The organism is Streptomyces puniciscabiei (genome assembly GCF_006715785.1).
In the GTDB taxonomy this organism is placed as follows: Bacteria; Actinomycetota; Actinomycetes; order Streptomycetales; family Streptomycetaceae; genus Streptomyces; species Streptomyces puniciscabiei.
In genome coordinates, this window is the sequence record NZ_VFNX01000001.1 from 373,267 (window position 1) to 395,215 (window position 21,949).

Annotated in this window: 17 protein-coding genes; 4 read left to right on the forward strand and 13 right to left on the reverse strand. The window is 71.8% G+C overall.

From position 1 onward, the window contains the following. Window positions 1-2: 2 nt before the first annotated feature. The 9 genes from FB563_RS01625 to FB563_RS01670 all read right to left on the reverse strand — a co-directional run bounded on the left by FB563_RS01625 (window position 3) and on the right by FB563_RS01670 (window position 11,878). The gene (locus FB563_RS01625; protein WP_142218421.1) at window positions 3-1,529 is read right to left on the reverse strand and encodes an NCS1 family nucleobase:cation symporter-1; all 1,527 of its coding nucleotides are present in this window, start codon (window positions 1,527-1,529) and stop codon (window positions 3-5) included. Window positions 1,530-1,647: 118 nt separating this feature from the next. After that, the gene (locus tag FB563_RS01630; protein ID WP_142218422.1) at window positions 1,648-2,667 is read right to left on the reverse strand and encodes a TIGR03842 family LLM class F420-dependent oxidoreductase; all 1,020 of its coding nucleotides are present in this window, start codon (window positions 2,665-2,667) and stop codon (window positions 1,648-1,650) included. Window positions 2,668-2,678: 11 nt separating this feature from the next. Beyond that, on the reverse strand, window positions 2,679-4,082 hold the full coding sequence (gene hydA / locus FB563_RS01635) for a dihydropyrimidinase (protein ID WP_055710500.1): 1,404 nt from the start codon (window positions 4,080-4,082) through the stop codon (window positions 2,679-2,681). A gap of 28 nt (window positions 4,083-4,110) precedes the next feature. Next, window positions 4,111-4,953 (reverse strand): nitrilase-related carbon-nitrogen hydrolase, encoded by an 843-nt coding sequence (locus tag FB563_RS01640; RefSeq protein ID WP_055710501.1) that lies wholly within the window; start codon window positions 4,951-4,953, stop codon window positions 4,111-4,113. 155 nt (window positions 4,954-5,108) lie between these two features. Continuing rightward, on the reverse strand, window positions 5,109-6,674 hold the full coding sequence (locus tag FB563_RS01645; protein ID WP_055710502.1) for a PucR family transcriptional regulator: 1,566 nt from the start codon (window positions 6,672-6,674) through the stop codon (window positions 5,109-5,111). Between the two features lie 17 nt (window positions 6,675-6,691). Beyond that, on the reverse strand, window positions 6,692-7,975 hold the full coding sequence (locus FB563_RS01650; protein ID WP_055710503.1) for an aspartate aminotransferase family protein: 1,284 nt from the start codon (window positions 7,973-7,975) through the stop codon (window positions 6,692-6,694). Further along, on the reverse strand, window positions 7,972-8,814 hold the full coding sequence (locus FB563_RS01655; RefSeq protein ID WP_055710504.1) for a nitrilase-related carbon-nitrogen hydrolase: 843 nt from the start codon (window positions 8,812-8,814) through the stop codon (window positions 7,972-7,974). The genes FB563_RS01650 and FB563_RS01655 overlap by 4 nt, the downstream gene beginning before the upstream one ends. A gap of 206 nt (window positions 8,815-9,020) precedes the next feature. After that, window positions 9,021-11,489, reverse strand: a complete 2,469-nt coding sequence (locus FB563_RS43765) for a hypothetical protein (protein WP_244328992.1) — start codon at window positions 11,487-11,489, stop codon at window positions 9,021-9,023. Window positions 11,490-11,626: 137 nt separating this feature from the next. Continuing rightward, window positions 11,627-11,878 (reverse strand): helix-turn-helix domain-containing protein, encoded by a 252-nt coding sequence (locus FB563_RS01670; protein ID WP_055707147.1) that lies wholly within the window; start codon window positions 11,876-11,878, stop codon window positions 11,627-11,629. A gap of 62 nt (window positions 11,879-11,940) precedes the next feature. Between FB563_RS01670 and map the strand changes: the two genes are divergently transcribed. Both map and FB563_RS01680 read left to right on the forward strand, forming a co-directional pair. Next, complete coding sequence (map, locus tag FB563_RS01675) at window positions 11,941-12,717, forward strand: type I methionyl aminopeptidase (protein ID WP_055707148.1); 777 nt, start codon at window positions 11,941-11,943, stop codon at window positions 12,715-12,717. 176 nt (window positions 12,718-12,893) lie between these two features. Further along, a complete protein-coding gene (locus FB563_RS01680) occupies window positions 12,894-15,434 on the forward strand; it encodes an ATP-dependent Clp protease ATP-binding subunit (protein ID WP_055707149.1) in 2,541 nt (846 codons plus the stop codon). Between the two features lie 21 nt (window positions 15,435-15,455). On the opposite strand, the gene ggt is transcribed toward FB563_RS01680, so the two are convergent. Continuing rightward, window positions 15,456-17,258 carry a gamma-glutamyltransferase gene (ggt, locus tag FB563_RS01685; RefSeq protein ID WP_055707150.1) on the reverse strand — a complete coding sequence of 601 codons (1,803 nt, stop codon included), beginning with the start codon at window positions 17,256-17,258 and terminating at the stop codon, window positions 15,456-15,458. A gap of 142 nt (window positions 17,259-17,400) precedes the next feature. On the opposite strand from ggt, the gene FB563_RS01690 reads away from it, so the two are divergent. Together FB563_RS01690 and FB563_RS01695 are read left to right on the forward strand one after the other, a co-directional pair. Further along, window positions 17,401-18,150 carry a hypothetical protein gene (locus FB563_RS01690; protein WP_055707151.1) on the forward strand — a complete coding sequence of 250 codons (750 nt, stop codon included), beginning with the start codon at window positions 17,401-17,403 and terminating at the stop codon, window positions 18,148-18,150. A 108-nt stretch (window positions 18,151-18,258) separates the two neighbouring features. Next, entirely contained in the window at window positions 18,259-19,827 is a 1,569-nt protein-coding gene (locus FB563_RS01695) for an alpha/beta fold hydrolase (RefSeq protein WP_055707152.1), read from the forward strand. A gap of 203 nt (window positions 19,828-20,030) precedes the next feature. Here the strand turns inward: FB563_RS01695 and FB563_RS01700 are convergent, their stop codons facing one another. Genes FB563_RS01700 through FB563_RS01710 form a run of 3 tightly spaced genes read right to left on the reverse strand, consistent with a single transcriptional unit; the run spans window position 20,031 to window position 21,916 of the window. Beyond that, window positions 20,031-20,450, reverse strand: a complete 420-nt coding sequence (locus FB563_RS01700; RefSeq protein WP_055707153.1) for a DUF6278 family protein — start codon at window positions 20,448-20,450, stop codon at window positions 20,031-20,033. 15 nt (window positions 20,451-20,465) lie between these two features. After that, window positions 20,466-21,245, reverse strand: coding sequence for an exodeoxyribonuclease III (locus tag FB563_RS01705; RefSeq protein WP_055707154.1), 780 nt, complete (start codon window positions 21,243-21,245; stop codon window positions 20,466-20,468). A 35-nt stretch (window positions 21,246-21,280) separates the two neighbouring features. After that, complete coding sequence (locus tag FB563_RS01710; protein WP_055707155.1) at window positions 21,281-21,916, reverse strand: MBL fold metallo-hydrolase; 636 nt, start codon at window positions 21,914-21,916, stop codon at window positions 21,281-21,283. Between the last annotated feature and the right edge of the window lie 33 nt (window positions 21,917-21,949).

The following is a 21,949-nucleotide window of genomic DNA, read 5'->3' on the forward strand; positions in this document are numbered from 1 at the left end:
CCTCACACCCTCGGCTCCCTGCGGCCGGTGAGCAGGGTGAGGGCCAGGTAGAGCACCAGGGACGTGCCCAGGCCCACCGCCCAGCCGTAGTCGGCGAGGGAGGACAGGGCGGGGACGGGTCGTCCGTCGATCAGGGGCTTGAAGCTGGCGCCGCCGATCGCCAGGACACCGCCCGCGAGGAACGCGACGACGGCCCGCCAGTTCCAGCCGCCCGCGTACCAGTAGCGGCCACCGGTGCGGTACAGGTCGGCGAGGTGCAGGCGGGTGCGGCGCAGCAGCCAGTAGTCGGCGACGAGGATGCCCGCGACGGTGCCGAGCAGACCGCCGACCAGCCCGAGCCAGGTGAAGATGTAGCCCTGCGGGTCGGAGTACAGCTTCCAGGGGAAGATCAGGACGGCGAGGACCGAGGTGATCAGGGCCCCGGTGCGGAAACTCACCTTCCGCGGCGCCACGTTGGAGAAGTCGAACGCCGGGGAGACCAGGTTGGCCGCGATGTTCACGGAGAGGGTGGCCACCAGGACCGTCACGAGCGCGTAGAGCAGGCCGACCACGTTGTCCGTCCTCGCCGCCAGCTGGACCGGGTCCCAGACCGGCTTGCCGTACACCGCCTGGGAGCCGGAGGTGACCAGGACGGACAGGAACGCGAAGAGCGTCATCGTCGTCGGCAGGCCGAGGGCCTGGCCCCAGGTCTGGGCCTTCTGGCTCCTGCCGTAGCGGGTGAAGTCCGGGATGTTCAGGGACAGCGTGGACCAGAAGCCGATCATGCCCATCAGCGAAGGCCAGAAGATCTTCCAGAAGCTCCCGCCCCAGCCGAGCGTGGAGGGCTGGTCGAACAGCGGGCCGACGCCGCCGGCCTTGCTGCTCATCCACCACAGCATCACGAACGCCCCGACGAGCACGAAGGGCGCGGCCCAGTTCTCGAAGCGGCGGATGGTGTCCATGCCCCGGTAGATGATCGCTACCTGGATCACCCAGAAGATCGCGAAGGACAGCCACATGGTCCAGGCGTATCCGCCGATGTGGGCCGCGTTCGACCAGCTGTCGCCGATCAGCTTCCCGGCGAGGAAGTAGATCGCCTCGCCGCCGATCCAGGTCTGGATGCCGAACCAGCCGCACGCCACCAACGCCCGTACGACGGCGGGCAGATTGGCGCCGCGCACCCCGAAGGAGGCGCGGGCGAAGACCGGGAAGGGAATGCCGTACTTGGGCCCCGCGTGCCCGGTCAGCAGCATCGGCACCAGCACGATCAGGTTGGCGAGGGCGATGGTGAACACCGCCTGCTTCCAGTCCATGCCGACGGCGATCAGACCGGAGGCCAGCGTCCAGGAGGCCGTGTTGTGGGCCATGCCGACCCACAGCGCGGAGAAGTTGTACGTGGTCCAGGTGCGCCTCGCCGCCGGGACCGGGAGCAGGTCCTCGTTGGCGTACGGACCGCTGGGCGGCGGGGTGCCGGGAGCGAGTTCCACGCGCCCGTCGGGGAGGGTGACTTGGCCGGACAGGGGTATGGCCGTGGGAGCGGTGTCGGTCATGGGCTGGCCAATCGGGGTGAGGTGGGTCGGGAGAGGCCGTGCGGGCACCAGCCCCCTCCCCGGGGAGGCGGGGAGGGGAGACCAAGAGGGGCGTGGGGGGTGAACTCGAAGGGGAGGTTCAGGCGTTGACGGCCGGGATCACCTGCGTGCCGTAGGCGTCGATGGTGGCCTCCTGCGCGTCGTGCATGTCGTACACCGCGAACTGGTCGACGCCCAGGGCGCGGAGCGCGGTCAGCTTCTCGACGTGCTTCTCCGCGGGGCCGATCACACAGAACCGGTCCACGATCTCGTCGGGCACGAACGCCGTGTCGGGATTGTCGGCACGTCCGTGGTGGGAGTAGTCGTACCCTTCGCGGGCCTTGATGTAGTCGGTGAGTTCCTCGGGGACCTGCGCGGAGTGCGCGCCGTACTTGGCGACCAGGTCGGCGACGTGGTTGCCGACCATGCCGCCGAACCAGCGGCACTGCTCACGGGCGTGCGCGAGGGCCTCGGGCGAGTCGTCGGCGGTGACGTAGGCGGGGGCCGCCACGCAGATGGTGACCTCGGAGGGGTCCCGTCCGGCGGCCGCCGCCGCGTCCTTCACGGCCTTCACCATGTACTCGGCCAGATACAGGTCGGACAGCTGGAGGATGAACCCGTCGGCCTCCTCCCCGGTCATCCTCAGCGCCTTCGGGCCGTACGCGGCCATCCACACGGGGAGCCGCGCGCCTTCCTTGATCCACGGGAAGCGGATCTTCGTGCCGCCGAGGTCGGCCTCCTCGCCGCTGCCCAGCGCCCGGATGACCTTCATCGCCTCGCTGATGCGGGCCAGGGTGTTGGGCTTGCGGCCCGCGACCCGCATCGCGGAGTCGCCGCGGCCGATGCCGCAGACGGTGCGGTTGCCGAACATGTCGTTGAGGGTGGCGAAGGTGGAGGCGGTGACCTCCCAGGTGCGGGTGCCCGGGTTGGTGACCATCGGGCCGACCTTCAGCTTCGTGGTGTTGGCCAGGATCTGGCTGTAGATCACGAACGGCTCCTGCCAGAGCACGGCGGAGTCGAAGGTCCAGCCGTACGTGAACCCGTTGCGCTCGGCCCGTTTCATCAGGCTGATGACACGGGAGGCCGGCGGGTCGGTCTGCAGGACGAGTCCGAAGTCCATGGGCGCTGCTCCTAGTTGAGGTACTGACAGGTGGAGCGCGGGGTGAAGGCGCCGTGCCCGGCGTGCCCGGTGTACTCCCGCTCGCTGATGACGACTTCGCCGCGGGAGAGCACGGTCTCGACCCGGCCGGTGGTGCGCCTGCCCTCGTAGGCCGAGTAGTCGACGTTCATGTGGTGGGTCTCGGCGGACATGACCTGCTCGGCGTGCGGGTCGTAGATCACGATGTCGGCGTCCGAGCCCGGGGCGATGGTGCCCTTCTTCGGGTACAGGCCGAACATGCGGGCCGGGGTGGCGCAGGCGATCTCGATCCAGCGGCGGCGGGAGATGTGCCCGTCGACGACCGCCTGGTGGAGCAGGTCCATGCGGTTCTCCACGCCCGGCAGGCCGTTGGGGATCTTGGAGAAGTCGCCGCGGCCCAGCTCCTTCTGGCCGGTGAAGCAGAACGGGCAGTGGTCGGTGGAGACGACCTGGAGGTCGTTGGTGCGCAGTCCCCTCCAGAGCGCCGCCTGGTGCTCCTTCGGCCTCAGCGGGGTGCTGCACACGTACTTCGCGCCCTCGAAGTCCGGCTCCGCGAGGTTGTCGGTGGACAGGAACAGGTACTGCGGGCAGGTCTCGCCGAACACGTTCAGGCCCTCGTCCCGGGCCCGTGCCAGCTCGGCGACCGCCTCCATGGCCGAGACGTGGACGACGTACAGCGGGGCGCCCGCGACCTGGGCGAGCCGGATGGCGCGGTGGGTGGCCTCGGCCTCCAGCAGGGCCTTGCGGACCTCTCCGTGGTAGCGCGGGTCGGTCTCGCCCCGGGCGAGGGCCTGCTCGACCAGGACGTCGATGGCGATGCCGTTCTCGGCGTGCATCATGATCAGCCCGCCGTTCTCGGCGGAGCGCTGCATGGCGCGCAGGATCTGCCCGTCGTCGCTGTAGAAGACACCGGGGTAGGCCATGAACTGCTTGAAGGAGGTGACGCCTTGCTCGATCAGCAGGTCCATCTCCTTGAGCGTCTCCTGGTTCACATCGGAGACGATCATGTGGAAGGCGTAGTCGATCGCGCAGTTGCCCTCGGCCTTGGCGTGCCAGGTGTCCAGGCCCTCGCGCAGGGTGTGGCCGACGCTCTGTACCGCGAAGTCGACGATCGTCGTCGTACCGCCCCAGGCGGCGGCCCGGGTGCCGGTCTCGAAGGTGTCGGAGGCGAAGGTGCCGCCGAACGGCAGCTCCATGTGGGTGTGCGCGTCGACTCCGCCCGGGATGACGTACTTGCCGGTCGCGTCGATGACCCGGTCGGCGGTGAAGGTCTCGGCGGCGGGGGTGCCGGACGCCGCGAGGGCGGCGACGCGGCCGTCCTCGACGAGGACGTCGGCGTGGATCTCGTCCGAGGCGGTGATGACCAGGCCACCGCGGATCACTGTACGGCTGCTCATGCTGCCTCCTGTGTCGAACGGCATGCGGTCACGGCGCGGTCAGCGGTGTGTACGCCTGCGGCGCCCGGTCCCGGTAGAACTGCCAGCGGTCGCGGACCTCGCGGAGTTTCGCCAGGTCCAGGTCGCGTACGACGAGTTCGGTCTCCTTGTCGCTCGCGACCTCGCCGACGAACTGGGCCTCGGGGTCCACGAAGTAGGTCGTGCCGTAGAAGTCGTTGTCGCCGAGGTCCTCCACGCCGACCCGGTTGATCGCGCCGACGAAGTACTCGTTGGCGACGGCCGCCGCCGGCTGTTCCAGCTGCCAGAGGTAGCGGGACAGGCCGCGGGAGGTGGCCGAGGGGTTGAAGACGATCTCGGCACCCGCGAGGCCCAACGCCCGCCAGCCCTCCGGAAAGTGGCGGTCGTAGCAGATGTAGACCCCGATCCGGCCGGCGGCGGTGTCGAAGACGGGCCAGCCGCTGTTGCCCGGGCGGAAGTAGAACTTCTCCCAGAATCCCTGCACCTGGGGGATGTGGGTCTTGCGGTACTTGCCGAGGTAGGAGCCGTCCGCGTCGATCACGGCAGCGGTGTTGTACAGCACGCCCGGCTGTTCCTCCTCGTACATCGGCAGGACGAGGACGATGCCCAGCTCGCGGGCGAGGGACTGGAAGCGCCGGACGGTCGGGCCCTCGGGGATCCGTTCGGCGTACTCGTAGAAGGCCTTGTCCTGGACCTGGCAGAAGTAGGGGCCGTAGAACAGCTCCTGGAAGCAGAGGACTTGGGCGCCCTGCGCGGCCGCGTCGCGGGCCGCCTGCTCGTGGACCTGGATCATGGATTCCTTGTCGCCGGTCCACGCGGTCTGGAACAGGGCGGCACGGATCACTCGGCTCATCGGGACCTCCGGTAGCTCGGTGTGCCGTGAGCGTAGAGAGCCCGCGAAGGCGGTTCGACGGGCAGCGTGTCACGTCTGCGGGCCGTGCGCGTGCCACCGTGTCACGCATGCCAAGTCCCATGTTTCACCGCCGTTTTCCCAGGTCGTCGCATGTTTCACCCCTGTTGCGCGTCGTGCGCGAGGAGCGCGATGTGCACGGAGGCCGCCTGTTCGAAGTCGTCCAGGTCGACGCCGAGGCGGGTCTGTATGGCCTCCAGGCGGCGGTAGAGGGCGGGCCGGGAGACATGGTGGAGCTGGGCGGTGCGGGACTTGTTGCGGCCGGTCGCGAGATACGTCCGCAGGACGTTCAGCAGCTCCGGTTCGGACTCGCACAGCAGCCCGTCCAGTTCCCGCTCGGCGAAGGACTGCACCTGCGGGTCGTCGCGCAGCAGGCGGATCAGCCCGCGCAGATGGACGTCCTTCAGACGGACCACGGCCGGCAGGTCGAGGGCGGTCGAGGAGTCGGCGACGGCGTCGGCGACATGCCGGGCCTCGCGCAGTCCGGCGGGCACGTCGTCCCAGCCGGTACGGGGATCGCTGGCCGCGACCACGGCCCCTGGCCCGGCGCGCAGCCGGGCCGCGAAGTGGGCGGTGAGGGCCTCGGCGTCCTGGTCGCGGGCGAGGCTGAGCAGGACGGCGGCCCGGCCGTCGGCGAGCTCGGCGACCAGCCCGGACAGCCCCAACAGCCGCAGCACGCGGTCGAGTTCGTCCGGGGCGCGGCCGAGGACGACGAGCGGGACGAAGGTGCGGCGGTTGACCGGCAGCCCGGCCGCGCGCGCCCGGGGCAGCAGCCGGCCGGCCGGTACGACACCGGAGAGCAGGTCGGTGAGCAGGCTCTGCGCGGACTCCTCCTCCCAGGAGTGGGCGGAGCCGCCGCCGAGCATGCGGTGCAGGACCAGCGCCTCGGCGGCCCGGTCGGCGAGCAGCCGCCCGGTGGCCGTGTCGCCCCGGTAGCCGCACAGCAGCAGCCGGCCCCAGCGCTCCCCGCGGCCGCCGAGTTCGGCGCTGATCCAGCCGCCGTCCGGGCGGGCCGAGGCCTGCCGGGCGATCCGCTCCCAGTCGCGCAGCACGTCGTCCACCGCGGACCGCTCCCCCGCCGTGGCGAGGACGCGGTGGGCGAGGTTGGTGACCACGACCGGGCAGCCGCTGTGCCGGGCGACGTCGTCGAGCAGCCGCTGCAGGGGCGCACCGGCGGTGATCAGGGCGGTGAGTTCGGTCCGTACGGTCTCCGAGAGGCTGACGGCGGCGAACTTCCGCCGCACCAGCCTGGACTGCACCTCTTCGGTGAGCTCGGCGAACGGGAAGGGCCGGTGCAGGACGACCATCGGCAGCCCGCACCGCTCGGCGGCCCGGCGCATCACCTCGGGCGGCGTCGGGAAGGCCCGCCCGAGGCCGAGCACGACGGCGGCGGCCTCCGCCCGGTGCAGCGACTGGACGTACTCGGCCTGCTTGGCCTCGTCACCGGCCAGGAGGACGCCGGTGGTGAGGACCATCTCGCCGCCGCTGAGCATCACCCCGACGTCGGCGGCCTCGGCGACATGCACCCAGCGCACCGGCCGGTCGAGCTGTGCGGCGCCGGCGACCACCTCGGGTTCCCCGGCGAGCACCCGCTCCAGGGTGAGCACCTGGCGCACGGAGAGGGCGGGTTCCCAGGCGTACCGGGTCTGCGAGGTGGTGGTCATGGCCGTACCGCCGTTCTCTAGTACGTACTCCTGAGCGCCCGCTCCAGGATCGCCGCGCCCTCCTCGGCCTCGGCGACGGTGAGGGACAGCGGCGGGGCGATGCGCAGGGCGCTGGTGTTGTGGCCGCCGCCCTTGCCGATGAGCAGCCCGCCCTCTCGGGCCGCCTCCAGTACGGCCGCGGCCGCCTGCGGGTCGGCCTCGTCGGTGCCCGGCCTGACCAGCTCGACGCCGATCATCAGCCCGCGGCCCCGCACTTCGCGGACTCCCGGCAGCTGGGCGGCGACGGCCCGCAGCCGCTCGATGAGCAGGCCGCCGACCCGGCGGGCGTTGCCCTGGAGGTCGTGTTCGAGGAGGTAGGTGAGGTTGGCGAGACCGGCGGCCATGGTGAGCTGGGTGCCGCCGAAGGTCGAAATGCTGTTGGCGTCCAGGCAGTTCATGATCTCGGCGCGGGCGATCACCCCGCCGATCGAGGTGCCGTTGCCGATGCCCTTGGCGAAGGTGACGAGGTCCGGCGGGCCGCTCTGGGCATGCGCCTGCCAGCCCCAGAAGTGGTCGCCGGTGCGGCCCCAGCCGGTCTGCACCTCGTCGGCGATCCACAGGATGCCGTGCTCCTTCAGGACCTCCCGGAAGGCTGCGTAGAGCCCGTCGGGCGGGGAGGTGAAGCCCCCGACGCCCTGGATCGGCTCGGCGATCAGCGCGGCGGGCGGGCGGGTGTGCCCGAGGATGTCCTTGAGGTCGGCGACGCAGGCGTCGATGAACGCGCGGTCGTCCAGCTCGGCGAAGGGACCCCGGGTGCGCACACCGCCGTGCACGTACAGGGTCTGCAGCGGGGACAGCGAGGTCGGCGACCAGCCGCGGTTGCCGGTGATGCCTACGGTGCTGAAGGAGCGGCCGTGGTAGCTGTTGCGCATGGCCAGGATCGTGTTGCTGCGCCGGTAGGCCGTGGCGAGCAGCAGGGCCGTGTCGTTGGCCTCGGTGCCGGAGGTGGTGAAGAAGACCCGGGCGTCCGGGATTCCGCTCACCTGGGCGATGCGCTCGGCGAGTTCGACCATCGGCCGGTTGAGGTAGAGGGTCGAGGAGTGGATGATCCGCCCGGCCTGCTCGCCGACCGCCTTGGTCACCTCGGGCAGCGCGTGCGCGGTCATCGTCGTCAGGATGCCGCCGAAGAAGTCCAGGTACTTGTTGCCGGCGGAGTCCCAGACATGGCGGCCCTCTCCGTGGGTGATCTCGAGCGGCTCGTCGTAGTAGAGGGCGAGCCAGTCGGGCATGACCTGGCGGTGGCGGGAGTAGAGGTCGTTCACGGCTGCACCAGTCCTTCGTAGGCGTCGGGGCGGCGGTCGCGGTAGAAGGCCCACTGCTGCCGCACTTCCTCGATCAGATCGAAGTCGAGGTCACGGACGAGGAGTTCCTCGGACTTGTCGCTCGCGACCTCGCCGACGAACTGCCCGCGGGGGTCGACGAAGTAACTGGTCCCGTAGAAGTCGTTGTCGCCGTACTCCTCCTGGCCCACGCGGTTGATGGCGGCGACGAAGTACTCGTTGGCGACGGCCGCGGCGGGCTGCTCCAGCTGCCACAGGTAGGAGGACAGCCCGCGGTGCGTGGCCGACGGGTTGTAGACCAACTGGGCGCCGTTGAGGCCGAGTTGACGCCAGCCCTCCGGGAAGTGCCGGTCGTAGCAGATGTAGACGCCGATCTTCCCCACGGCGGTGTCGAAGACGGGCCAGCCCAGATTGCCGGGCTTGAAGTAGTACTTCTCCCAGAACCCCTTGACCTGCGGGATGTGGTGCTTGCGGTACTTGCCGAGGTAGGTCCCGTCGGCGTCGATCACGGCGGCGGTGTTGTAGTAGAACCCGGACTGCTCGACCTCGAAGACGGGGACCACGACGACCATCCCGGTCTCGCGCGCGAGGTCCTGCATCCGCCGCACGGTCGGCCCGTCGGGCACCGGCTCGGCCCAGCGGTAGTGCTCCGGCTCCTGGACCTGGCAGAAGTAGGGCGAGTTGAAGACCTCCTGGAACCCGATGACCCCGGCGCCCCGCCGGGCCGCCTCGCGGGCGTGCTCCTCGTGTTTCGCCACCATGGACTCGGTGTCGCCGGTCCAGGTGGCCTGGACCAGGGCGGCTCGTACGACGTTGGCCATGAGCTGCTCCTTCGACGGGACCGTCAGAGCCTCTACGCCCGTAGAGCAGGCCGTAGAGGGACGAAAGTAAGCCTCCGGGAGGCCCTTGCCAAGACCATCGTCGTCAACCCGCGGAGTCGATCACGTTTCTTACTCCTGTGGGTGAGCCAGGGGGACGCTCGAAGGGGTGAAACGGAGCATACCCGGACGATGTGACGGGCCGCCGGTCACGTCGTGTGCCCGGCCACCCGCAGTGCGTGCACGAGGTCCCAGTGCCGCTCCTCGGAGACGGCCCGCGCGGCGTGCAGCAGCAGGGGCACGAGCCGGCGCGGATCCGGTACGACGCTCCGGGCGGCCTCCTCCGCGGTGCGCCCCCGCACACACGCGTCCAGCAGCGCCGCCGCCTCCCGCCGGCGCCCCTCCTCCTCCAGGCTCAGCACGGCCGCGCCGATCTGCTCCGCCGGGCGGGCCACCCCCTGCCGCAGCAACTGGAGCCCGTCGGCCTCCCGTCCGGCTGCGGTGAGCGCGTCGGCGGCGGCGACCAGCCGCTCCGCGGGCAGCGAGGCGGTCTCCCACAGCAGCGTCGCCCAGTCGGCGCCGAGACCGGCGCGGTGCAGCGCGTCGGCGAGCGCCGGGAACCAACCGGGAGGCCACTGCACGACCTCGACGAGCAGCCCATGCGCCTCCCCACTGCGCCCCTCGGCCCTGAGCCGCCCCAGCCGCTCCACGACCCCCGCCACGGCCACCTCCGCCTCGGCGTCCACCACCTCGGCGGGCGCCGCCGCAACGGGCTCGGCCGCCTGCCCGGCCCCGGCGAACCGCGCCCCGCGCGGCGTACGACGCGCGGGCGCCTCCGGCAGCACCGCAGGGGCCGTCGCCGGCACCACGCCAGCGGCCACCGCACCCTCCTCCACCATCCCGGCGAACCGCGCACTGCCCCGCCGGCGCTTACGGGACTTGGCGGTCGCCGAGGAGGAGTGCGGGGTGGCGGCACGGGAGTCGACCGGAACGGTACGAGGAGCCGGTACGGGGGGCGCTGGGGCGTCGGCGGGAAGGGGGGACGCCGGGGTCTGCTGCGCGCCCTGACGCGCGCCGGGAGAGGGAGGGGCGGCCTGAGGAGGGAGCGAGGCGGCTTGGGCGACCTGACCGGCGCGGGGAGAGGGTGGGGCTGCCTGGGCAGGGGGCGAGGTGGCTTGCGCGGCCTGACCAGCGCGGGGAGAGGGCGCGGCGGCAGGGGCAGGCGTGACCGGGTGCGGGGCCGGAGCGGGCGCTGCCGTGTACGGAGCCCGAGTCGAACCGTCGGCATGCGGCACCGGACCGGGCGCTATGTCACGCCGGGCGCGAGTCGAGCCGTCAGAGTTCGGGACCGAAGCGGGGGCGACGGTGTGCGGAGCCCACACGGAACCCTCGGCATCCGAACCCCGAGGCGACGCGACCCCACCCGGCACCCGACCGGACGCCTCGCCGTGCGGAGCCAGAGCCGGGCCCACCGTGCGCGCAGCCCACACGGAACCCTCGGCATCCGAACCCTGAGGCGACGCGACCCCACCCGGCATCCGACCGGACGCCTCGCCGTGCGGAGCCAGTGCCGGGCCCACCGTGCGCGCAGCCCACACGGAACCCTCGGCATCCGAGCCCCGAGGCGGCGCGACCGCACCCGGGATCCGACCGGGCGGGGCGGTGTGCGGGGCCCGAGGGGGGCCGTCCGTCAGCGAGGGCGGGTTCGTGGTGTCGGCGGAAGTGGAGCTGTCGTCGGGCAGGGGTGCTCGGCCTGGTGCGAGGTGGCTCGTGGCGTGGTCGGTCGGCCCGAAAGGGCGGCTGTCGGCGCGACGCGCCTCGCCTGGGACAGGGCCCGGAGCCCAGGGCTCCGGTCCGGCCGCCGAGCGGTACGCGGGCTCGGCCTCGCGCCGGGCGTGATCACGGCCGGTGTCCCGCAGGGGCGGCGAGGCCTTCGCCGCCGCGCCGCTCCCCCGTACCTCCAGGTCCTCGCCCTCGTCCCGCGGCGGCCCGGACTCGTCCCCGAGCCGCACCCCACCCGAACGCCCGGCCCGCCACCGCTCCCCCTCCACCGCCCGGCCATCGCGCCCGGCCTCGCGAAAGCTGGGCGGCGCCTCCGCGCCCCCGCCGCCCGCGGCCCACGACGGCCCGGTCTCGCCCCCCTGCCGCACCCCGCGCGACCGCACCGCCGCGCGCCGGTCCAACTCCGCCAAACGGGAGCGGAGTTCGGCGCACCGCGCGGTGGCACGGTCGTGGTCGTCCTGGGCCCAGGCGAGGTCGAGGCGGAGGGAGTCGGCGTCTTCGGGGGCGGACGCGGCGGACAGCAGGCGGGTCAGTTCGGAATGCCGTTCGGCGGCGTAGCGCTGTTCGCGGAGCATCACGTCGAGGCGGTCGAGCAGAGTGTCCCGCGCGCCGGGGCGGGCGTCGTACGCCGTGAGGGCGGCCCGGTACAGGGCGCGGGCCCTTTCCCGTTCGGCTGCTGCGGCGGCGGAGCCGTACGCCGCGGCGAGGTCCTCCAGCAGCGCCTCCACCACGTCCCACGGCGGCACCTCGCGCCCGTCCAGGCAGGCCCGCATGCCGTCGGGATCCCGCTGCCAGAAGACCCCGCTCCACCCGCCGCCCTGGTCCAGGCGCGCCAGCAGGCCGTCCAGATAGCTCGCGAACTCCCGTACTCCCCCGGGGAGTCGATCCACGACCATCGCTCAGCTCCCGCCCGACCGCCGGCACTTCCGGTGGTCAGGCAACACGAGTCGTGTTACGGCGCTGCTACACAGAGTTTTCCGGCAGAGTGCGGGCGCCTCATCACGGACTCACCCTCACTGCGCGGACCGGCCCCTCATGCGGGCGCGAGGGCACACCGCGCCACCAGCTCGTCCATCGACAGCCCGAGAGCCCCGGCCAGCGCGGCCACAGTGAAGAACGCCGGTGTCGGCGCCCGGCCCGTCTCGATCTTGCGCAGCGTCTCGGCGGAGATGCCCGCCTGCGCGGCGACCTCGGGCATGCTCCGCCCGCCGCGCGCCTCGCGCAGCAACTGTCCGAGCCGCTCGCCGCGTTCGCGCTCTTCGGGAGTGAGGGGGGTGCGCACCATGCGCCCATTCTAATACCGGTCCCGACCGCGGCCCCCATTAAAATACCGGTATAGTAATTGGCATGGTGGAACTGAAGACGGACACTTCGATCGACGCGATGCACGCGGCCGGCCAGGTCGTCGCGCGGGCCCTGACCGCCGTACGACACGCCGCGGACGTCGGCGTCTCCCCGCTGGAGCTGGACGAGGTGGCACGGGAGGTGCTGCGCGAGGCCGGGGCCTCGTCGCCGTTCCTGGGCTACCGCCCGTCCTTCGCCCCGACCCCCTTTCCCGCCGTGATCTGCGCCTCCGTGAACGACGCGATCGTGCACGGCATCCCGACCGGCCACCGCCTCCGCGACGGCGACCTGGTCTCGATCGACTGCGGCGCCACCCTGGACGGCTGGGCGGGCGACTCGGCGATCAGCTTCACGGTGGGCCGCCCGCGCCCGGCGGACCTGCGCCTGATCGAGACGGCCGAGCGGGCGCTGGCGGCCGGCATCGAGGCCGCCGTCCCCGGCAACCGCATCGGCGACATCGCCCACGCCGTCGGCCGGATCTGCCGCAGCGCCGGCTACGGCATCCCCGACGGCTTCGGCGGCCACGGCATCGGCCGCCGTATGCACGAGGACCCCGACGTCCCCAACGAGGGCCGCCCGGGGCGTGGGCTCCCGCTGCGCCCCGGTATGGTCCTCGCCATCGAGCCCATGCTCATCGCGAGCGGCAAGGACAGCTACTACGCGGCCGGCGACGGCTGGACCCTGAGGACGAGCGACGGCTCCCGCGCGGCCCACGTCGAGCACACAGTGGCCATCACAGACTCGGGTCCCCGGATCCTCACGGCGCGGGAAGCGCCCTGAAGGGGCGCGGGGAACTGCGCGAGCAACCACAGACATCCCGCAGCCGCCAGACGGACAGCGAGCCCCTCCCCAGTAGGCGAACATGCCCGCCCCACCGGTTCGTGTCATCGTGGGCATGAACAGCCCCCACCCGGTTACCCGGCGGAGCCAGTCGTCAGCGAAGGAAGCGCATCGCCATGACCAACGGCTACCCTCCTGACCCCTTCGGTGAATTCCTGGCCCGCTTCTTCGGCGGATCCGCCGGAGCCCGCGGCGCGCCTCGCCACATCGACATCGGCCGGCTGCTCAGCCAGCCGGCCCGCGAGCTGGTCAGAGGGGCCGCCCTGTACGCCGTCGAGCACGGCAGCCGGGACCTGGACACCCAGCACCTGCTGCGCGCCGCCGTGGCGGCCGAGCCCACCCGGAGCCTGCTGAGCCGGGCGGGCGCGGACCCGGACTCGCTCGCGTCGGAGATCGACGACCGGGCCGGCCCGGCGCAGCACCCGCCGGGCGAGGCGCCGCCGCCGACGTCGCTCTCGCTCACCCCGGCGGTCAAGCGCGCTCTGCTGGACGCGCACGACCTGGCGCGGGCGAGCGGCGCCGGGTACATCGGCCCGGAGCACGTCCTGAGCGCGCTGGCGGCCAACCCGGACTCGGCGGCGGGCCACATCCTGAACGCGGCCCGGTTCTCGGCCGGCTCCCTGCCGCCGGAGGCCCCGGAGAGCGCCCCGGTCCGGGTGGAGCGGCCGCGCGCCACCGGCACGCCCACGCTGGACAAGTACGGCCGCGATCTGACCGAGCTGGCCCGGCAGGGCCGGATCGACCCGGTCATCGGCCGGGACACCGAGATCGAGCAGACCATCGAGGTGCTGTCCCGGCGCGGCAAGAACAACCCGGTGCTGATCGGGGACGCGGGGGTGGGCAAGACCGCCATCGTCGAGGGCCTCGCCGAGCGCATCGCCGACTCGGACGTGCCGGACGTCCTGGCGGGCCGCCGGGTCGTGGCCCTGGACCTGACCGGCGTCGTCGCCGGCACCCGCTACCGGGGCGACTTCGAGGAGCGCCTGAACACCATCGTGGAGGAGATCCGCTCCCACTCGGACAAGCTGATCGTGTTCCTCGACGAGCTGCACACCGTCGTGGGTGCGGGCTCCGGCGGCGAGGGCGGCTCGATGGACGCGGGCAACATCCTCAAGCCCGCCCTGGCGCGGGGCGAGCTGCACATCGTGGGCGCGACCACGCTGGAGGAGTTCCGGCGGATCGAGAAGGACGCGGCGCTGGCCCGCCGGTTCCAGCCGATCCTGGTGCCCGAGCCGACGACCGAGGACACGATCGAGATCCTGCGCGGGCTGCGCGACCGGTACGAGGCCCACCACCAGGTCCGCTACACCGACGAGGCGCTGGTGGCCGCCGTGGAGCTGTCGGACCGGTATCTCACCGACCGGCGGCTGCCGGACAAGGCGATCGACCTGATCGACCAGGCGGGCGCGCGGGTCCGGCTCGGTGCCGGGACGAAGGGCGCGGACGTGCGCGCGCTGGAGCGCGAGGTGGAGCAGCTGGTCTGCGACAAGGACCAGGCGGTCGCGGGCGAGGACTACGACAAGGCCAAGGAGCTGCGCGACCGGATCGGCGAGCTGAAGCAGCGCATCGCCGAGGCGAGCCACGAGGACAAGGCCGACGAGGGGCTGGACCTGGAGGTGACGGCGGAGGCCATCGCCGAGGTGGTGTCCCGGCAGACCGGCATCCCGGTCAGCCGGCTCACCCAGGAGGAGAAGGAGCGGCTGCTCGGCCTGGAGGAACACCTGCACCAGCGGGTCGTCGGCCAGGAGGAGGCGGTCGCCGTGGTCTCCGAGGCCGTGCTGCGCTCCCGGGCGGGCCTCGCGAGCCCGAACCGGCCGATCGGCAGCTTCCTGTTCCTCGGCCCGACCGGCGTCGGCAAGACCGAGCTGGCCCGGGCGCTGGCGGAGGCGCTGTTCGGCAGCGAGGACCGCATGGTCCGGCTCGACATGAGCGAGTACCAGGAGCGGCACACCGTCTCCCGGCTGGTCGGCGCCCCGCCCGGGTACGTCGGCCACGAGGAGGCCGGTCAGCTCACCGAGGTGGTGCGCCGGCACCCGTACTCGCTGCTGCTGCTGGACGAGGTGGAGAAGGCCCACCCGGACGTCTTCAACATCCTGCTGCAGGTCCTGGACGACGGCCGGCTGACCGACTCGCAGGGCCGGACGGTGGACTTCACCAACACGGTCATCGTGATGACCAGCAACCTCGGCTCCGATGCGATCATCCGGCGCGGCGGAGGGATCGGGTTCGGGCCGGGCGGCGCGGAGGCGGACGAGGAGGCGCGGCGCGAGCAGATCCTGCGGCCGCTGCGCGAGCACTTCCGGCCGGAGTTCCTCAACCGCATCGACGAGATCGTGGTCTTCCGGCAGCTGACGAGCGAGCAACTGCGGCAGATCACCGATCTGTTGCTGGAGGGCACCCGGCGGCTGCTGGACGGGCAGGGCGTCGCGGTCACGTTCACGGACGCGGCCGTCGACTGGATCGCCGAGCGCGGCTACCAGCCGGAGTACGGCGCCCGGCCGCTGCGCCGCACCATTCAGCGGGAGGTGGACAACCAGCTGTCGCGGCTGCTGCTGAACGGCACGATCTCCGAGGGCAGCCGGGTGACGGTGGGCGTCGCGGACGGGCGGCTGGACTTCCGTACCGAGGAAACCCAGCCGCCCGCACCGGAGTTGTAGGCCGCGCGGGCCTGCGACACGCTACGGCGCCGGGTCCACCACCATCGCCGAGCCGCCGCCGCGCCGTACCTTCTCGGCGGCGGCCAGCCACTTGCCGCCCGGCAGCCGTTGCACACCGGTCGCCGCACCGATCTCGGGGTTGAGCGAGAAGGAATGACCGATGGCCTCGAGCTGCTTGCGCAGATCACTGTTGTACAGGGCCGGTTCGAGTTCCGTCTTCGCCGCGTTGCGCTGGCTGGCACGCGGTGCGGCGATGGCGTCGACCAGCGGCAGATGACGGTCGAGGAACTCGGTGAGGGTCTGCAGCACGGTGGTGATGATGGTCGCGCCACCGGGCGAACCGAGCGCCACCACCGGCCGGTTGCTCCGGTCCAGCACGATCGTCGGGGAGATCGACGAGCGCGGCCGCTTGCCCGGGCCGGGCAGGTTCGGGTCGTGCACGGCCGGGTTGGCGGGGGCGAAGGAGAAGTCGGTCAGCTCGTTGTTGAGCAGGAAGCCACGGCCGGGCACGGTGATGCCGCTGCCGCCGGTCTGCTCGATGGTGAGCGTGTAGGAGACGACGTTGCCCCACTTGTCGGCCACGGTCAGGTGGGTGGTGTTCTGGCCCTCGTACGTCGTCGGGGCCGCCGTACCACCCTTGCCGCAGGCCGCCGGGTGGCGCGGGTCGCCGGGGGCGAGCGGGCTGGTGAGGACCGCGTCGTCCTTGATCAGGCAGGCCCGCGAGTCGGCGTACCGCTGCGACAGCAGTTCCGTCGTCGGTACGTCCTCGAAGGCGGGGTCGCCGACCCAGCGCCCGCGGTCGGCGAAGGCGATCCGGCTCGCCTCGATGAAGTGGTGCAGGTACTGCGCCTCGCTCGCCTTCGACAGGTCGGTGTTCTCCAGGATGTTGAGGGCCTCGCCGACCGTGGTGCCGCCCGAGGAGGAGGGCGCGATGGAGTACACGTTCAGACCGCGGTACGACGTCCTGGTGGGCGCCTGGAACTTGGCCCGGTAGACGGCGAGGTCCTTCTCGGCCAGCTTGCCGGGGCGGGCGTTCCAGCCGGAGGCGGGGTCCACGGGCGGGTGTTCGACCGTCTTGACGATGTCGTCGCCGATGTCCCCGCGGTAGACGGCGTCGATGCCCCGGCGGCCCAGCTCCTCGTAGGTGCGGGCGAGTTCGGGGTTCTTGAAGGTGGAGCCGACGACGGGCAGCTGTCCGTTGGGCAGGAACAGCTTCGCGGTGTCCGGGAAGTAGCGGAACCGGGTCTCGTTGGAGGCGGTCTGCGAGCGGAAGGTGTCGTCCACCGTGAAGCCGTCACGGGCTATCCGCTCGGCCGGCCGCAGGACCGTGCCGAGCCGCTTGCTGCCCCACTCGTCCAGCGCGGTCTGCCAGGTCGCGGGCGTGCCGGGGGTGCCGACGCTCAGGCCGCTGCTGACGGCGTCCGCGAAGGCGAGCGGCTTGCCGTGTTCCAGGAACAGGTCGGAGTCGGCGCTGAGCGGCGCCGTCTCCCGGCCGTCGATGGTGTGCACCGTGCGCGACTTGGCGTCGTAGTAGACGAAGTAGCCGCCACCGCCGATGCCCGCGGAGTACGGCTCGGTGACGCCGAGCGCGGCGGCGGTGGCGACGGCCGCGTCGACCGCGTTGCCGCCGTGTCTGAGTACCTCGATGCCGGCGGCGGAGGCGTCCGCGTCGACGCTGGCGACCGCGCCGCCGTAGCCCACCGCCACGGGAACCTTGGTGGGCGTGCCGGTCGTTGTCGCGGCGGGCGGCGCCGCCGCCCCCACCGACACCAGCGCGGCCGAGACCGCCAGAACCGCCATTCTCCGCGTGCCAGGACGACCCATCCGTACCTCCCGTCGGGACAGTCCGCGCAGCGTAACCAGATTGCCGTAGTACCGACAGTACGCCTGGGTGTCCTGCCACACGACCGTCACGTGTCGAACACGGGTACGTAGCGTTGGCCCGGGACCGCTACCATGCGCGGCCATGAACGACGACGTGCGCAACATCGTCCTGGGCCTGGTGGCGACCGGGATATCGGCCTCGCTGGGCTGGCTCGCCCGTACGTATCTGTGGCGGCGCAAACTGCGGCGCAAGCAGGAGTTCTTCGGGCTGCCGGACAACTCCGAGTCACTGCTCGTCGTTCCTCGCGCGTCGGGTGGACCGGAGCTGTCGGTGAAGCGCTACGACATGTACGCCCTGCTGGAACTCTCCGCCCTGATCAAGGACTGCCATGCGCGTGCCCAGGTGGTGGGACATGACGGGGCCCAGCAAGGGTTCGGCGAGCGCACCGAGTTCTGTGTCGGCGGGCCCTACTCGAACCGCCGGATGGCGGCCCACCTCTCCTCGCTGCTGCCGGGCGTGTGGGTCAACACGGAGACCGAACCGGTCGCGGAGCGGGGCATGTTCCGGATCGGCGGGGAGCGGTACCGCATGGAGCGCGGCCGGAGCGAGTACGTCCTGCTCGCCCGGCTCACCGCGAGCGGGCAGACGGACGCCCGCCCGGTCTTCCTCTTCTGCGGCCAGCGAGCCATCACCAACCAGGCCGCCACCCGCTATCTCGCCCGCCACCACGAGCGGCTGCGCCGCAAGCACGGCACCGGGTCCTTCGTGCTGCTGCTGAAGGTGGTCAACTCGCAGGCGTACGGCCCGGACGTGGTCGAGCTGGTGGCGGACGTGACGCGGGCGGCGCGCACTCCCCTGCCCGAGGCGGCCTCGGCCGACACGGCCGCATAGTCGTTCAACAAACTTTACTGGTACGTAACTTACCGACGGGTTACTTACGGTAAGGGCGTCCGGTTACCGTCGGGTCACTTTGCACTGCGACAGTTGAAGGAGTGACCCATGGGACACGGTCGCACCACTTTGCGCACCGCCGCCGCAGGAGCCGTCTCGGCGGCGCTCATCGCCGGAAGTGTCGTCGGCCTGGCGCCCGCCGCCCAGGCCGCCGGCCCGGACGTCCGGTTCGTCGACATCACCGGCGACGGCGGCACCGTGCTGAAGGCGAACGTCGTCACGCCCGCGGGCGCCGACGGCTCGCACAGCTACCCGCTCATCGTGCTGCCCACGAGCTGGAGCCTGCCCCAGGTGGAGTACCTCGCCCAGGCGCAGAAGCTCGCCGACGCCGGCTATGTGGTGCTCACCTACAACGTGCGCGGTTTCTGGCAGTCCGGCGGACAGATAGAAGTGGCCGGTCCGCCGGACATAGCGGACGCCTCCAAGGTCATCGACTGGGCCCTCGCCAACACCCCGGCCGACCCGCGGCACGTGGGCATGGCCGGGGTGTCGTACGGCGCCGGGATCAGCCTGCTCGCCGCCGCGCACGACAGGCGCATCAAGGCCGTGGCCGCGCTCAGCGGCTGGGCGGACCTGATCGACTCGATCTACTCGGGCCGCACCCAGCACGTCCAGGCGGCCGCCGTACTGGACGGCACGGCCACCCTGACCGGCCGGGAGAGCCCCGAACTGCGCGAGATCTTCGACAACTTGTACTCCTCGAACCTGTCCAAGGAACAGGAGATGATCGACTGGGGGCGGAAACGTTCCGCCGCGACCTATGTCGATCAGCTCAACAAGAACGGCGCGGCCGTCATGCTCGCCAACGCCTGGGGCGACACCGTCTTCCCGGCGAACCAGGAGGCCGACTTCTACCGGAAGCTGACCGTCCCCAAGCGCCTGGAGCTGCGCCCCGGCGACCACGCGACCGCCGAACTGACGGGCCTGTTCGGGCTGCCCAACGACGTCTGGACGGACACCGAGCGCTGGCTCGACCACTATCTGAAGGGCGCCGACAACGGCATCGACCGTGAGCAGCCGGTCCAGCTGAAGTCCCGTAGCGCGGGGGGATACGAGGGCTACCCGGACTGGAAGTCGGTCGAGGCGACGCGCAGGAAGTTCGCGCTCCCGGGCTCCACCACCATCCACGCCAACGTCGACTCCGGCGCGGACGGCGGGGTCGTCTTCCTGTCCAGCATCCTCGACCAGGTCGCGCAGCTGCCGCCCATGGCCGCCATCCCGTTGCTGCCGCGCCGCTGGGCGGCCGTCTGGCAGTCGGAGCGGTACGCCGGCACCCAGAAGGTGCGCGGCACGGCCACCCTGCACACCACGCTCACTCCCACCGCGGAGAGCGGCACCCTCGTGGCCTACCTGTACGACGTCGGGCCGCTCGGTGTCGGCAAGCTGGTCACCAACGCGCCGTACACCTGGCACGGGCGGACACCCGGCGAACCGTTCGACGTGGACCTGGACCTGTTCTCCACGGCCTACGACGTTCCCGCCGGGCACCGCCTCGCGCTGGTGGTCGACACGGTCGACCCGCTGTACATCGAGCACAACCCGTCCGGCGCGCAGCTGACCTTCTCCTCGCCCCCGGACGACCCGTCGTACGTGTCCGTCCCGCTCGGCGAGCAGTGATCTCCGGCTGCCGCCGGACGAGCCTGGCCCGTGTGAACTGCCGCCCCCTGGGGTCTCGCAGCATGCAGAACGGCACATCTTAGTCGAGGTCGGCTGCGATGAGCCGCCCCACCGTGGAGGAACTCCGCCCCACGCAACGGGGCATCCCCGCGCTGTGTGCCAACCGGCCCCTGCCGCAGCGGAGATGAGGAACGGACGCAGGCTCAGGTCTCGGCGATCTCCGCGTACAGCTGGGACAGCTCGGGGACGCCGCTCGCGGCCCAGTCCTGCCCGGCGCCGGCGACCTCGACCTCACGGCCGGAGGCCAGCCGTACCACGGGCTCGCCGTCGGGGCGGATCAGCCAGGTGGCGCCGGGCACGGTGCGCACCACGACCGTGCCCAGATACAGTCCCGCGTCGTTGCCCAGCCGGGGCAGGATCTCGGCGTCGTCGCGCCAGCGCGGGACGAGCTGGTCCAGGGCCTCCAGGGAGGCCGGCGTGTCGTCGAGGCGGACGCCCGCCCGGGCCGCCTGCGAGCGGAGCAGCTCGCACTCGGAGAGCAGCGCGGCGATCCCCTCGGGGTCGGAGGGGATCGCCGCGTGTCCGCTCTTGTCGTGCCGGTGGCCCAGGAACGGAAGGTTCATGGAACCAGCGTGGCATCAGACCTCGAGGTCGACCACCACCGGAGCGTGATCGGAGGCACCCTTGCCCTTGCGCTCCTCGCGGTCGACGTAGGCGTCCTTGACGGCCTTGGCGAAGGGCGCGTTGCCGTACACCAGGTCGATGCGCATGCCGCGGTTCTTGGGGAAGCAGAGCTGGCGGTAGTCCCAGTACGTGAACGGGTGGTCGTACTTCAGCGGGCGGGGCACCACGTCGTTCAGTCCGGCCTCGCGCAGGGACGCGAGGGCGGCGCGCTCGGCGGGGGTGACATGGGTGGAGCCCTCGAAGACGGCCGGGTCGTAGACGTCGTCGTCCGTCGGCGCCACGTTGTAGTCCCCCATGACGGCGAACGGGCGGCTGCCGCCCGCGTCCCCGGCGACGGCCGCCCTCAGGGCCTCGAACCACTGGAGCTTGTAGGCGTAGTGCGGGTGCTCCACCTCGCGGCCGTTGGGGACGTACACCGACCAGACGCGGACCGGGCCGCAGGTCGCCGAGATGGCGCGCGGCTCGGTGACGCCGTCGAAGCCGGGGTCACCGGGCAGGCCCTTGACGACGTCCTCGATGCCGACCCGGGAGAGCACCGCCACGCCGTTCCACCGGCCGGTGGCGTGGACCGCCGACTCGTACCCCAGCTCGCGCAGCTGGTCGACCGGGAACTGCTCCTCGGCGACCTTGGCCTCCTGCAGGCACAGCACGTCGGTGCCGCTGCTCTCCAGCCAGGCCAGCAGCCTCGGCAGGCGGGCGGTGATCGAGTTCACGTTCCAGGTAGCGATGCGCATGCCTCACAACCTACCCGGAGCCTCTGACAACGGGCTCAGACCTCCGCCGACGCCCCCGGGGTCAGCCGCTGGTGGTCCGTGCCGCCCAGGGCGCCGATCTGGCGGTCGTAGATCGGACGGGCCAGGTCGGTCAGCAGGGCGTCGTGGACGTCGTAGGCGCGCTGCGGCCGCACCTCGCGGACGTAGTCGATGACCTCGGAGATCTTGTTCCACGGGGCCATCACCGGGAGCATCAGCGTCTGAACCGGATGGGCGGGCACGGTGAGGGCGTCGCCGGGGTGGAAGACCTTGCCGCCGTCGATCAGATAGCCGACGTTGGTGATCCGCGGGATGTCCGGGTGGATCACCGCGTGCAGTTCGCCGTGGACCTGCACCTCGAAGCCGGCCGCGGTGAAGGTGTCGCCGTGGCCGACGGTGTGCACCCGGCCCGGGAAGGCCGAGGTGATCCGCTCGGCGACGGACTTCAGCGTCCAGATCCGGGCCGCGGGGTTGTTCTCCATGGCGGCCCGGAGCCGGAACTCGTCGAAGTGGTCCGGGTGCTCGTGCGTGATCAGGATGGCATCCGCGCCGAGCGCGGCGTCCTCCTCGCTGAACCCGCCGGGATCGATGACGAGCGTCTGACCGTCCTTGTCGAGGCGGACACAGGCGTGGGACTTCTTCGTGAGCTTCATGTCACACCATCCTGCCGTGTACGGCGGCGCGGG